General features: G+C 73.0%; 9 protein-coding genes and 1 pseudogene. 9 read left to right on the forward strand and 1 reads right to left on the reverse strand.

Features of this window, described 5'->3' with window-relative positions:
• Window positions 1-9 precede the first annotated feature (9 nt).
• From ABZW11_RS32085 to ABZW11_RS32110, 6 genes are read left to right on the forward strand one after another with little or no spacing between them, the layout of a single operon-like run.
• Window positions 10-1443 (forward strand): sugar ABC transporter ATP-binding protein, encoded by a 1434-nt coding sequence (locus ABZW11_RS32085; protein ID WP_355425235.1) that lies wholly within the window; start codon window positions 10-12, stop codon window positions 1441-1443.
• Complete coding sequence (locus ABZW11_RS32090) at window positions 1444-2448, forward strand: ABC transporter permease (RefSeq protein WP_355425238.1); 1005 nt, start codon at window positions 1444-1446, stop codon at window positions 2446-2448. It abuts the gene before it with no gap.
• Window positions 2445-3395, forward strand: a complete 951-nt coding sequence (locus tag ABZW11_RS32095) for an ABC transporter permease (RefSeq protein ID WP_355425241.1) — start codon at window positions 2445-2447, stop codon at window positions 3393-3395. Before ABZW11_RS32090 ends, ABZW11_RS32095 begins: the two co-directional genes overlap by 4 nt.
• Window positions 3382-4596: a substrate-binding domain-containing protein gene (locus tag ABZW11_RS32100; protein WP_355425244.1), complete on the forward strand. Its 1215-nt coding sequence runs from the start codon at window positions 3382-3384 to the stop codon at window positions 4594-4596. Before ABZW11_RS32095 ends, ABZW11_RS32100 begins: the two co-directional genes overlap by 14 nt.
• 37 nt (window positions 4597-4633) lie before the next feature.
• Window positions 4634-5467, forward strand: a complete 834-nt coding sequence (locus ABZW11_RS32105) for a sugar phosphate isomerase/epimerase family protein (RefSeq protein ID WP_355425247.1) — start codon at window positions 4634-4636, stop codon at window positions 5465-5467.
• 26 nt (window positions 5468-5493) lie between these two features.
• Window positions 5494-8961: a ThuA domain-containing protein gene (locus ABZW11_RS32110; RefSeq protein ID WP_355425250.1), complete on the forward strand. Its 3468-nt coding sequence runs from the start codon at window positions 5494-5496 to the stop codon at window positions 8959-8961.
• A gap of 160 nt (window positions 8962-9121) precedes the next feature.
• Here the strand turns inward: ABZW11_RS32110 and ABZW11_RS32115 are convergent, their stop codons facing one another.
• Entirely contained in the window at window positions 9122-9490 is a 369-nt protein-coding gene (locus ABZW11_RS32115; RefSeq protein WP_355425252.1) for a hypothetical protein, read from the reverse strand.
• 191 nt (window positions 9491-9681) lie between these two features.
• Between ABZW11_RS32115 and ABZW11_RS32120 the strand changes: the two genes are divergently transcribed.
• From ABZW11_RS32120 to ABZW11_RS32130, 3 genes and pseudogenes are all read left to right on the forward strand, one after another.
• The gene (locus ABZW11_RS32120) at window positions 9682-10614 is read left to right on the forward strand and encodes an ABC transporter ATP-binding protein (RefSeq protein ID WP_355425254.1); all 933 of its coding nucleotides are present in this window, start codon (window positions 9682-9684) and stop codon (window positions 10612-10614) included.
• Window positions 10611-11369 (forward strand): ABC transporter ATP-binding protein, encoded by a 759-nt coding sequence (locus tag ABZW11_RS32125; RefSeq protein WP_355425257.1) that lies wholly within the window; start codon window positions 10611-10613, stop codon window positions 11367-11369. Before ABZW11_RS32120 ends, ABZW11_RS32125 begins: the two co-directional genes overlap by 4 nt.
• Before the next feature lie 16 nt (window positions 11370-11385).
• Window positions 11386-12423 (forward strand): annotated as a pseudogene (locus tag ABZW11_RS32130) (permease); the annotation flags it as partial.

Consider the following 12423-nt stretch of genomic DNA (forward strand, 5'->3'; position numbering starts at 1 on the left):
GGCGGCCCGGTGCTGAGGCTGCGCGGCATCGGCAAGAGCTTCCTGGGCGTGCGGGTGCTGTCCGGGGTGGACCTGGAGGCGAAGGCCGGCGAGGTGCACGCCGTCGTCGGCGAGAACGGCGCGGGCAAGTCCACCCTCATGAAGATCATCTGCGGGGTGCACGCGCCGGACGGGGGCGTGATCGAGGTCGACGGCCGGCCCGTCTCCTTCGCCCACCCGCTGGAGGCGCAGCGCGCCGGCATCGCGATCATCCACCAGGAGTTCAACCTGCTGCGGGAACGCACGGTCGCCGAGAACGTGTTCCTCGGCCGCGAGCCCGTCAGGCGCGGCCTGGTCGACCGCGCCGCCATGGAGCGGGCCACCGCCGCGCTCCTCGACGAGCTGGGGGAGACCCAGATCGGCCCCCGCGACACCGTCAAGCGCCTGCCGGTCGCCCAGCAGCAGATCGTCGAGATCGTCAAGGCGCTGTCGGTGCACGCCCGGCTCCTCGTCATGGACGAGCCCAGCGCGGCGCTCGCCGAGCACGAGGTCGCGCTGCTCTACCGGCTGATCCGGCGGCTGCGCGAGCGCGGCGTCGCCGTCATGTACATCTCCCACCGATTACGCGAGGTGCTCGACCTCGCCGACCGGGTCACCGTGCTCAAGGACGGCGCCCGCGTGACCACGGTCCCCGCCGGCGAGGTGACCCGCGACGAGCTGATCCGCCTGATGGTGGGCCGCGATCTCGGCGCCTACTACCCGCCCCGCTCGGCGGGCGCCGGCGAGGTACGCCTCAGCCTGCGCGGGGCGGGCAACCACAAGCTGCGCGACATCGATCTGGAGCTGCGCGCAGGGGAGATCGTCGGCGTCGCGGGCCTGCAGGGGTCCGGCAGGACGGAGCTGGCCAAGGCGATCTTCGGCGCGGAGCCGTTCACCACGGGCGAGATGACCCCCGCCCGCCCGCGCTCGGTCCGGGAGGCCATGGCCCACGGCATCGGGCTCGTGACCGAGGACCGCAAGGCCGAGGGGCTCGCGCTGCGCCAGTCCGTCCGCGACAACGTCCTGCTCGCCGCCCGCGCGACCGGCGCGGGGAACACCGGCGTGCCGAGCGCCCTGCTCGACCGGGTGGGCCTGCCGCCCGCGCACCGGGAGGTCCGCTACCTGTCCGGCGGCAACCAGCAGAAGGTCGTGCTCGTCAGGTGGCTGACGATGACGCCACGGGTGCTGCTGTTCGACGAACCGACCCGGGGCGTGGACGTCGGGGCCAAGGCCGCCATCCACGACCTCATGCGCGACCTGGCCGGCGAGGGCACGGCCATCATGATGATCTCGTCCGAGCTGCCCGAGCTCATCGGCATGAGCGACCGCATCGTCGTGCTGCGCGACGGCCGCGTCGCGGGCACGCTGCCGGCCGGTGCCTCCGAGGAGGCCGTCATGCGCCTGGCCGCGGGCGAGGTGGCCTGAATGGACCTGCTCGCCCGCACCACCCGCACCGGCCGCACCGGCGGCGGTCTGGCCGGGCACCTGCGCGATCCCGCGCGCGTGGTGTTCCTCGCCCTGTTCGCCCTGCTCGCGGCCGGCTGGCTCATCGTCGCGCTCGACGGCGGCCGGTTCCTCACCCTGGAAAGCGTCGTCGGCATCCAGCAGCGCTCCGCGGCCCTCGGCATCGTGGCGATCGGGCAGACGCTGGCGATCCTGGCCGGCTCGCTCGACCTGTCGGTGGCGTACCTCATCAGCCTGACGTCCCTGGTCGCGGCGGAGGTCATGGCGGGCCAGGGCGGCAACGTCGTCGCGGCCTGCGCCGCCGTGCTGGCCGTCAGCGCGCTGGTGGGGCTGGTCAACGGTCTGGTCATCACCCGGCTCCGGGTGCACGCCTTCATCGCCACGCTCGGCGTCGGCCTGATCATCAAGGGCGTCGTCGACCACCTGTACGACGGCCCGGCCGGCGAGGTGCCCGAGTCGTTCCAGCTCCTCGGCTACGCGCGCGCCGGGCCCGTCCCCGTCTCGGCCATCCTCTGGGCGGGCGTGGCGGTGGCGGCCTGGGTCCTGCTGGCACGGACCCGGCTGGGCCACCGGATCTACGCGGTGGGCGGCAGCGAGGACGTCGCCCGGCTGTCCGGGATCCGCACGTCCCGCGTCATCGTGATCACCCACGTGCTCTGCTCGCTCTGCGCCGGCGTCGCGGGTCTGCTGCTGGCCGCCAGGCTCGGGGCGGGAGCGCCCACGGTGGGCCCCGACGGCGGATACGACCTGGAGTCCATCGCCGCGGTCGTGCTCGGCGGGACCGCGCTGGCCGGCGGCAGGGGCGGCGTCGCGGGAACGGTCGGCGGGGTGCTGCTGCTGGCCGTCCTGGACAGCCTGTTCAACCAGCTCGAGGTCGACTCCTTCGCCAAGGACGTGGTCCGCGGCGCGGTCATCGTCGTCGCGGTGGCCGTCTACGCCCGGCGCGGCACCAGGCGGGCGACATGAGACGAGCGCTGCCCATCCTCACCGTCCTCGCGGCCCTGCTGGTCGCGATCGCGGTCGCCAACCCCCTCCTCCTGGAGCCCGCCGGGTTCCTGGCGTTGCTCAAGCGGGCCGCGCCGCTGGTGATCCTCGCCGCGGGGCAGTACTTCGTCATCGTCTCCGGCGAGTTCGACCTGTCGGTCGGCTCGCTGGTGACGGCCGAGGTGGTGATCGCCGCCCGGCTCATCGACGGCGAGGAGCCCGCCACCTGGCCGGTCCTCGCTCTGCTGATCGCCGCCGGACTGCTCGTCGGCCTGGTCAACGGCCTGCTCACCACCAAGCTGCGGGTGCCGTCGTTCATCGTGACGCTCGGCATGCTGCTCGTCCTCAGCGGGGCGGTCTTTCTCTGGACCGGCGGCGCGCCGCGTGGCGCGCTGTCGGAGGGCTTCCGCGCGTTCGGCCGCGGCGCTCTCGGGCCGGTGCCGTGGTCGGTGCTGATCCTGCTGGCCGCGGGCGCGGCGGCGATCGCGCTCACGCGCGCCCGCTTCGGCAGGACGCTGGTCGCCACCGGCGACAACGCGCGCGCCGCCGCGCTGTCCGGCGTCCGGGTCGACCGGGTCAAGATCTACGCGTTCATGCTCTCCGGCCTGTCGGCGGCTGTCGCGGCCGTCCTGCTCGGCGGGTTCGCCGGGGTCTCGGCGCAGGTGGGGCAGGGGCTGGAGTTCTCCGCCATCACCGCGGTCGTGCTCGGCGGCGTGGCGCTGGGCGGCGGGCGCGGCTCCGTGGTCGCCGCCATGGCCGGCGCCTGCACGCTGGAGGCGCTGTTCACCCTGCTCAACCTGTACGGGATCTCGGGCGCGCTGGAGTCCACCGTGCAGGGCGTCATCATCATCGCCGCGGTCGCGGCAGGGGCCGTCCGGCTCCCCAGGAAACCCTTCCCGTCAAGAGGAGACGCACATGCCGCGCCCTAAGGCCGCAGCCGCCGCGCTCATGGCGGCCGGCGCCCTCGCCGTCGCCTGCACCGCCGCCTGCACCGTCGACCGACCGGCCGCCACCACCACCCCTGAGGCGTCCGCCGCAAGCACCCAGGGCTCCGGCACCGGCGCGCAGTCGGCGTTCTTCGTCCAGGCCGACTTCGACGCTCAGCTGGCCATGCGCTCCCAGGAGCCCGAGGGCCCCGCGGACAAGCCGTGGGAGCAGGCCATCGCCCCGAAGATGGTCGACACGACCCGGTACAAGAAGGACGGGCCCTACCACCTGTGCTTCTCCAACGCGGCGGTCGACAACCCCTGGCGCCAGGTCGGCTGGAAGACCATGCAGGCCGAGGTCGAGCTGCACGAGGAGATTGAGACGTTCACCGTGCTGGACGCCGAGGGCAAGGACGACAAGCAGATCTCCGACATCGCCGAGCTGCAGGGCAAGGGCTGCGACGCGCTGATCGTCTCGCCGAACACCACCGCCACGCTCACCCCCGCCGTGACGGCCGCCTGCGCGAAGGTGCCCGTCATCGTGTTCGACCGGGGCGTGCGGACCGGCTGCCCGGTGACGTTCATCAAGCCCATCGGCGGCTACGCCTTCGGCGCCGACGCCGCCGAGTTCCTCGCCGAGAAGGTGCCGGCCGGCGGGAAGGTGCTGGCGCTGCGCATCCTGCCCGGCGTGGACGTGCTGGAGACCCGCTGGTCGGCGGCGAAGGTGGTCTTCGACGACAGCCGCGTTCAGGTGGTGGGCGTGGAGTTCACCGACGGCGACGCCGCCAAGACCAAGAGCATCGTCGGCGACTACATCCAGCGGCACGGCACCATCGACGGCGTCTGGATGGACGCGGGCGCCACCGCCGTGGCCGCGATCGAGGCGTTCGAGGACGCCGGCCTGCCGGTGCCGCCGATCAGCGGCGAGGACCAGCAGGACTTCCTGCAGAAGTGGAAGGACGCCGGTCTCACCGCCGTCGCGCCCACGTACCCCACCTACCAGTGGCGCACTCCCGTCATCGCCGCGCTGAGGATCCTCAAGGGCCAGGAGGTGCCCGAGACGTGGAACCTGCCGCAGCCGAAGGTCACCGCAGACACCCTGCACGCCTACCTCAAGCCCGGCATGCCGCCCCTGCACTACGCCCTGTGCGGCTGCGAGGACCTGCCCGGCTTCCCGGAGGGCTGGGGCGGGAAGCGGAGCTGACCGCTCCCTTCCGCGAACGACGACGAAGAGGGACGCCATGTTCTCCATCGGAGTGAACACCTGGGTCTGGGTCTCCCCGCTGACCGACGACGACCTGGCCAGGCTCGCCCCCCGCATCGCCCGGTGGGGCTTCGACGTCATCGAGCTGCCCGTCGAGCGGCCCGGCGACTGGGACCCGGACAAGGCCGCCGCGGTGCTGGCCGAGCACGGGCTGGCCGCCTCCGTGGTGCTGGTCATGCCGCCGGGACGCGAGCTCGTGGCCGCCTCCCCGCGGACCGTCCGCGACACCCAGGACTACCTGCGGCACTGCGTCGACGTGGCGGTGACCGTCGGGTCGCCGGTGGTGGCGGGGCCGGCGTACACGTCGGTGGGCCGCACGTGGCGGCTGTCGCCGTACGAGCGCGGGAAGGCCGGCGCCGAACTGCGCGAGCACCTGCGCCCCGTCCTGGACCACGCCGCCGGGCGCGGCGTGAAGCTCGCGGTCGAGCCGCTCAACCGGTACGAGACCAGCCTCGTCAACACCGTCGAGCAGGCACTCGAGACGTTGCCGGAGGACTGCCACCTGGCCCTCGACGTCTACCACCTGAACATCGAGGAGAAGGACCCCGCGCTGGCCGTCCTGGCCGCGGCCGACCGCCTCGCGCACGTCCAGGTGTGCGGCACCGACCGCGGCACGCCGGGAGCCGACCGGTTCGACTGGCCCGGCTTCACGCAGGCCCTGCGCCAGGTGGGCTATCAGGGCCCGCTCGTCATCGAGTCGTTCACCGCGCACAACCGGAGCATCGCCACCGCGGCCTCCATCTGGCGGCCGCTCGCGCGCAGCCAGGACGCCCTGGCGGTGGACGGCCTCGCGTACCTGCGCGCGCTGTGAACCATCCACCCCTCAGGAGCTCTCCCATGCGAAGATCACGCCTGCTCACCGCCCTGGCCGGGGCCCTGTCAGGACTGCTGCTGCTGTCGTCGTCACCGCCCGTCGCGCACGCGCTCGCGGACCCGTTCAAGGTGCTGCTGTTCACCGAGACGGCGGGCGGCGCCTACCGGCACGACTCCATCTCCGCCGGCGTCGCGATGTTCCAGCAGCTGGCGGCCGACAACGACTTCGAGCTCGACCACAGCGAGAACTCCGCCGTCTTCACCAGCGCGGCGATGAGCACCTACGACGCGGTGATCATGTTCCAGACCAACGGCATGGTGTGGGACGACGACGCCCAGCGCCAGGCCTTCCAGTCGTACGTACGCGGCGGGCGCGGCGTCGTGGCGATCCACAACGCCACCGACATGAACATCGAGGCGCAGTTCCCCTGGTGGGACGAGGTCGTCATGGCCGGCGCCCACATGACCGCGCACTCGTCGATCGTGCAGGGCACCGCCAAGGTGGCCGACCAGGTCCACCCCGCCACCCAGGGGTTACCCGACCGGTGGACCCGCACCGAGGAGTGGTACAACTTCGACACCAACATGCGGGGCTCGGTCCACGTGCTGGTGACCGCCGACGAGACCACCTACGACGCGGGACCGAGCAGGATGGGCGCCGACCACCCGATCTCCTGGTGCCACCGGCCGGAGGGCGGCCGGGTGTTCGCCACCGCGATGGGCCACCAGGCGTCCTCCTACACCGAGCCGCTGTTCCGGCGGCACCTGCTGGGCGCCGTGCAGTGGGCGGCCGGCGCGGCGCCGGGCGACTGCGGCGGCACCGTCGAGGCCCGCTACCAGAAGGTCACCCTCGACGGCGCGCCCGACCAGCCCATGGAGCTGGACGTGGCCGCCGACGGCAGCGTCTTCTCCATCTCGCGCTCCGGCAAGGTGAACCTCATCCCCGCGAGCGGCGGCGGCACGCGCGTCATCGGCACCCTGCCGGTCTACGACGGCGGCGAGGACGGCGGCATCGGGCTGGCGCTCGACCCGGACTTCGCCGACAACGGCTGGATCTACCTCAACTACTCGCCCGCGAGCGGCGGCGAGGTGAACCGGGTGTCGCGCTTCACCTTCGACGGCACCGCCCTCGACCCGGCGAGCGAGAAGAAGATCATCGAGATTCCGGCGTACCGGAACGTCGACGAGCCCGGCCACACCGGCGGCTACCTCGCCTTCGGACCGGACGGCGACCTCTACATCGGCCCCGGCGACGACACCAACCCCAACGGCTCCAGCGGCTACGCCCCGATCGACGAGCGGCAGGGCAGGGAGCACTACGACGCCCAGCGCTCCTCGGCCAACACCGACGACCTGCGCGGCAAGATCCTGCGCATCCACCCCGAGCCGGACGGCACCTACACGATCCCGTCCGGCAACCTGTTCCCGCCCGGCACCGCGAGGACCCGGCCGGAGATCTACGCGATGGGCTTCCGCAACCCGTTCCGCTTCTCGGTCGACAAGGAGACGGGCTGGATCTCGGTGGGCGACTACGGGCCCGACGCGGGCGCCGCGAACTCCGGCCGCGGCCCCGAGGGCACCGTCGAGTGGAACCTGATCAAGGAGCCCGGCTTCTACGGCTGGCCGTACTGCGTCGGCCCCAACCTGCCGTACCGCGACTACAACTTCGCCACCGGCGCCTCGGGCCCGGCGTTCAACTGCTCGGCGCCGGTCAACGACTCGCCCAACAACACCGGCCTGAGGAACCTCCCGGCCGCCAAGCCCGCGACCGTGTGGTACGACTACCACGCCTCGGAGGAGTTCCCCGAGATCGACTGCTGCGGCGGCGCAGCCCCGATGGGCGGCCCCTTCTACCGCTACGACGCGGACTCCGGCTCGGAGCGGAAGTTCCCCGCCTACTACGACGGAACGCCGTTCTTCTACGAGTGGAGCCGCAACTTCGTCAAGGAGCTCCGCCTCGACTCCTCGGGGAACCTCCTGAAGATCAGCCCCTTCGTGGCGCAGATCGCGCCGCGCGCGCCGATCGACATGAAGTTCGGCCCCGACGGCGCCCTCTACATGGCCGACTGGGGCAACGGCTTCGGCCACGCCAACACCGACGACAGCATCTACCGCATCGACTACGTGGCGGGAAACCGCGCGCCCCTGGCCAAGGCGAGCGCCGGCCCCGACTCGGGCACCGCGCCGCTCACCGTCGCGTTCTCCTCGGCCGGCTCGTCCGACCCCGACGGCGACGCCATCACCTTCGCCTGGGAGTTCGGCGACGGCGCGACCTCCGCCGCCGCCAACCCCTCGCACACCTACACCGCCAACGGCACCTACACCGCCAGGCTCACCGTCCGCGACACGGGCGGCAGGACCGGCAGCGTCACGGTGCCGATCGTCGTCGGCAACACCCGTCCCGAGGTGGCCTTCTCGGCGCCGCCCGACGGCGGGTTCATCGACTTCGGCGACGAGGTGGACTACACCGTCGTCGCGACCGACGCCGAGGACGGCGCCGCCGACTGCGCCGAGGTCACCGTGACCACCGCGCTCGGCCACGACCAGCACGCCCACGACACCGGCCAGTACACCGGCTGCACGGGGACGGTCACGACCACGGCCTCCGGCCACGACGAGACCGCAAACGTCTACTACGCCCTGTCCGCCGACCACACCGACTCCGGCGGCCTGAAGGGCACCGCCGGCATCACCCTGCAACCGAAGCACAAGCAGGCCGAGCACTTCACCGGCTCGTCCGGGGTCCGCGTCGTCGAGCAGTCCGGAGCCGAGGGCGGCAGGCGCATCGGTGACATCTCCAACGGCGACTGGATCTCCTTCACCCCGGTCAACCTGTCCGGCATCGACACGGTGACCTTCCGCGTCTCGGCGCCGTCCGCCACCGGAGCCTCCATCGAGCTGCGCGCCGGCTCGCCGACAGGACCCCTCGTCGCCACCAGGACCGTGCCGGCGACCGGGGGCTGGGACACCTACGTGTCGCTGCCCGCGGTGCCCGTCACCGACCCGGGCGGCACGCGCAACCTGCACGTCGTGTTCAAGGCGCCGTCCGCGAACGCGTTCGACCTGGACTCCATCACCTTCAACGGCCGAGGCGTCGGCACGGGGGACGGCACCCCCTCGGACACGGGCACGCTGCGCGGCGTCGAATCCGGCCGCTGCCTGGACGCCGGCGACGGTCAGGTGCAGATCTGGGACTGCAACGGCCAGGCGAACCAGCAGTGGACCGCCACCGGCGCGGGCGAGCTGCGGGTGCACGGCGACCGGTGCCTGGACGTCAACGGCGGCGGCACGGCCGACGGCACCGCGGTCATCACCTGGAGCTGCAACGGCCAGAACAACCAGAAGTGGCGCATGAACGCCGACGGCACGATCACCGCCGTGGGCGCGAACAAGTGCCTGGACGTGCCCGGCCACGCCACGGCGAACGGCACCAAGCTGACCATCTGGTCCTGCAACGGCGGCGCCAACCAGCGCTGGACCCGCGACGGGTGATCAGACGTACGGCGACGAGCGCGCTCATCGACGGCGTCCGGGCGATGAGCGCGCTCGTCAATGGTGTTGCCGGGCAGCAGGCACGGCCCCGGACCGAGCCTCTCATGGCGTTGTCGCAGGTCTTCGTGGCCCGCCGATGGGGAACCCTTTCGCGACCGGGTCAGGAGCGGAACTCGAACGAGCCGCGCAGGATGGTGCCGCGCCCGCTCCAGTAGCTCTCGTACGAGGCCTTGAACGTGACGCCGTCGAAGCCGGTGAGCAGCCCGCAGACGGCGCCCGGGTGCTTGACGTCGTCGTCCCTGATGACGATGGGCCGGCCGATCGTGCCGGGACGGGTGAGCGTCACCTCCACCCAGGCCGTGCCGGTGACGTTGTCCGCGAGGACGCACAGCTCGTTGGTCGGGTCGGCGTACCGGATGATCCCGTCCCCGACGTCGCGCTTGAAGCTCTCCGCGTGGGCCGGTGCGGCCAGGGCGAGGCTCGCCACTGCGGCGGCGACGCCGACGGTGACCTTCTTCAGCAGATGCATATGTCTCTCCTTCGCCGGCCGGGGATCGGCTCCCCGGCCGAGGCTCATTCGGCGTGATCGTCGCACCCATCGGCAGCAGCCTGGAATACGCAGGGAATACGCCCGATCACGTGGCGGAATGGGGGGTTGGGCCCGCTTTGCGCGGAGGATAGAGTCTTGCCCCGAGATCACTGCCGGGACTGAGGAGGGCGATGGCCGTCACGCCCCTGTCCCTGCCTGAGCCGCCCGCGAAGGCACCCGAGTTCGGACGCGACGCGCTGATCGCCTGCGAGAGCCTCGTGCGCATCTACCAGACCGGCTCGGTCGAGGTGCAGGCCCTGCAGGGGCTCGACCTGGTCGTGGACGCCGGGGAGATGGTGGCCGTCGTCGGCGCGTCCGGGTCGGGGAAGTCGACGCTGCTGTCCATCCTGGCCGGCGTGGACGCGCCCACCGCCGGGCGCGTACGGGTCGACCGGTGGAACCTTCTGGACATGTCGCGCGCCGACCGCGTCCGCTACCGGCGGCACACCGTGGGCTTCGTCCGCCAGCAGACCGCCGCCAACCTCATCCCGTACCTGACCGCGCGCCAGATGGTCGACCTGCCGATGACGGCCGCCCGCACCCCCGCCCGCGTGCGCCGCGAGCGCGCCGCCGAGCTGCTCGGCCTGCTCGGCGTCGCCGACTGCGCCGACCGGCGGCCCGCGCAGATGTCCGGCGGGCAGCAGATGCGGGTCGCCATCGCGGTCGCCCTCGCCAACGAGCCCAAGGTGCTGCTGGCCGACGAGCCGACGGGGGAGCTGGACAGCGCCACGTCGGCGGCCGTGTTCGCGCTGCTGCGGGAGGTCAACCGGCGGCTGGGCGTCACCGTCGTCATCGTCACCCACGACCCCGCGGTCAGCGGGCAGGTCGAGCGGACGGTGGCCATCCGCGACGGGCGGACGAGCAGCGAGGTCCTGCGGCGTACCGCCACCGACGACGACGGCGCTCAGCAGGTGATCGCCGAGGAGTACGCGGTGATGGACAGGGCGGGCCGGGTGCAGGTGCCGCGCGACTACCGGGAGGCGCTGGCGCTGACCCGGCGGGTCCGGCTGGTGCTCGAGTCGGATCACGTGGCGATCCGTCCCGACGGCGGCGGGCCCGCATGAGCGGCGGGCCGCCGCTGGTCAGCGTGCGCGGCGTGCACCGCCGCTTCGGCAGCGGAGCGACCGCCGTGCAGGCGCTGCGGGACGTGACGTTCGACCTCGCGCCCGGCACCATGACCGCCCTGGTCGGGCGGTCGGGCTCCGGCAAGACCACACTCCTGAACGTCATCGGCGGGCTGGACCGCCCCGACGCCGGTACGGTCCACGTCGACGGCACCGACGTCACCGCCCTCGACGAGGACGGCCTGGCGCTGCTGCGGCGGGAGAAGGTCTCGTACGTCTTCCAGACCTTCGGCCTGATCCCGGTGCTGTCGGCCGCCGAGAACGTGGGCGCCCCGCTGCGCCTCGCCCGTGTCTCCCCGGCGGAACGTGAGCGGCGGGTCGCGCTGCTGCTCGACCTGGTCGGGCTGGCCGACCACGCAGAGCAACTGCCCGGCGAGCTGTCCGGCGGGCAGCAGCAGCGGGTGGCGATCGCCCGCGCCCTGGCCGCCTCCCCTCGCCTGCTCATCGCCGACGAGCCCACCGGCCAGCTCGACGCCGAGACCGGCCTGTCGGTGATGGCGTTGCTGCGCGGAGTGGTGGAGTCGGAGGGCGTGACCGCCCTGGTCTCCACCCACGACCCGACGATGCTCGCCCTCGCCGACCGGGTGATCCACATCAACGACGGCCACCTCGACGAGCCTCACGGGCCTTCCGACGCGCGCTCCTCGCCTGACGGGAATCGGCGGGCGTCCTCCGGTGGGCGGGGCGATTCGTGAGCGGTGAGGGCCGCACGTGCTGAGGCTGGTCGCGCGGCGGGCCCGTGCGCAGTGGCCGATGCTGGCCGCGCTCCTGGCCGTGGCCGTGGTCGGCACGACGCTGCTGGGCGTGTGCGCGCTGCTGCTCACCCGTACCGCCGAGCAGGCCCGTGAGACCGCCGCCGCGCGCGCCACCGCCGACCAGCTCGACGTCACCGCCTACACCGTCACCGTACGCGGCGAGCACGCGAGATCCGTCGCCGACGACACCCGCGCCGCGCTGACCTCGGCCCTCACCCCCTTCCAGGCGACGACGGCCGCCCGCACGTCGTCGGTGATGCGATGGCTGCCCGGCACAGGGACGCAGGCGGTGGCGTACCTGTCGGCGGTGGAGGACCTGCGCTCCCGCGCCCAGCCGGTGACGGGACGCCTGCCGCGCGCGGGCGCCACGCCGGTGGAGGCCGTCGTCCTGGAGAGCACCGCGCGACGGCTCGGCCTGACCGTGAGCAGCCGGGTCAGCCTCGGCAGGGAGCTGGCCGACGACCCCGACGAGGGGATCGAGGTACGCGTGGTCGGCGTCGTACGCCCGCTGCCCGGCTCCGGCTGGGAGCGCGACCCGCTCGCCGCCGCCGGCTACGACCTCGCCTACCGCGACGGCCGCTCGGCGCAGCCGGTGCACGCGTACGGGCCGTTCCTGGCCGACCTCCACGACCTGCTCGCCGGCGGCTCCACCCTCGACCGGCTGGAGATCACCGCCCACCCCGACCTGTCCGCCCCCGACGTCCGCGACCTCGACACCGTCATCCAGACCGTGCTCGCCGCCGACCGCAGGCTGGGGCAGACGCTCGGCGACCGCGTGCGCATCCAGCGCGTCGCCTCCCAGCTGCCCGCGACCCTGCTGTCCGCCCACGACCAGCAGCGGGTCACCACGGCCGCCGTGCTCGCGGTCGCCGCCATCGGGCTCGTCCTGACCGCGACCGCCCTCGCCCTCGCCGGCCGGCTCAGCGCGGGCGTGCGCGGCGAGGAGACCACGCTGCTGTCCGCGCTCGGCGTCGGCCGCAGGCAACTCGCCGGG

This window comes from Nonomuraea sp. NPDC004580 (assembly GCF_040609855.1).
GTDB lineage: Bacteria > Actinomycetota > Actinomycetes > Streptosporangiales > Streptosporangiaceae > Nonomuraea > Nonomuraea salmonea.

Coding starts and splice junctions, on each gene's coding strand:
- ABZW11_RS32090 (WP_355425238.1), top strand. CDS start 1,444: ATGGACCTGCTCGCCCGCACCACCCGCACCGGCCGCACCGGCGGCGGT.
- ABZW11_RS32095 (WP_355425241.1), top strand. CDS start 2,445: ATGAGACGAGCGCTGCCCATCCTCACCGTCCTCGCGGCCCTGCTGGTC.
- ABZW11_RS32100 (WP_355425244.1), top strand. CDS start 3,382: ATGCCGCGCCCTAAGGCCGCAGCCGCCGCGCTCATGGCGGCCGGCGCC.
- ABZW11_RS32105 (WP_355425247.1), top strand. CDS start 4,634: ATGTTCTCCATCGGAGTGAACACCTGGGTCTGGGTCTCCCCGCTGACC.
- ABZW11_RS32110 (WP_355425250.1), top strand. CDS start 5,494: ATGCGAAGATCACGCCTGCTCACCGCCCTGGCCGGGGCCCTGTCAGGA.
- ABZW11_RS32115 (WP_355425252.1), bottom strand. CDS start 9,490: ATGCATCTGCTGAAGAAGGTCACCGTCGGCGTCGCCGCCGCAGTGGCG.
- ABZW11_RS32120 (WP_355425254.1), top strand. CDS start 9,682: ATGGCCGTCACGCCCCTGTCCCTGCCTGAGCCGCCCGCGAAGGCACCC.
- ABZW11_RS32125 (WP_355425257.1), top strand. CDS start 10,611: ATGAGCGGCGGGCCGCCGCTGGTCAGCGTGCGCGGCGTGCACCGCCGC.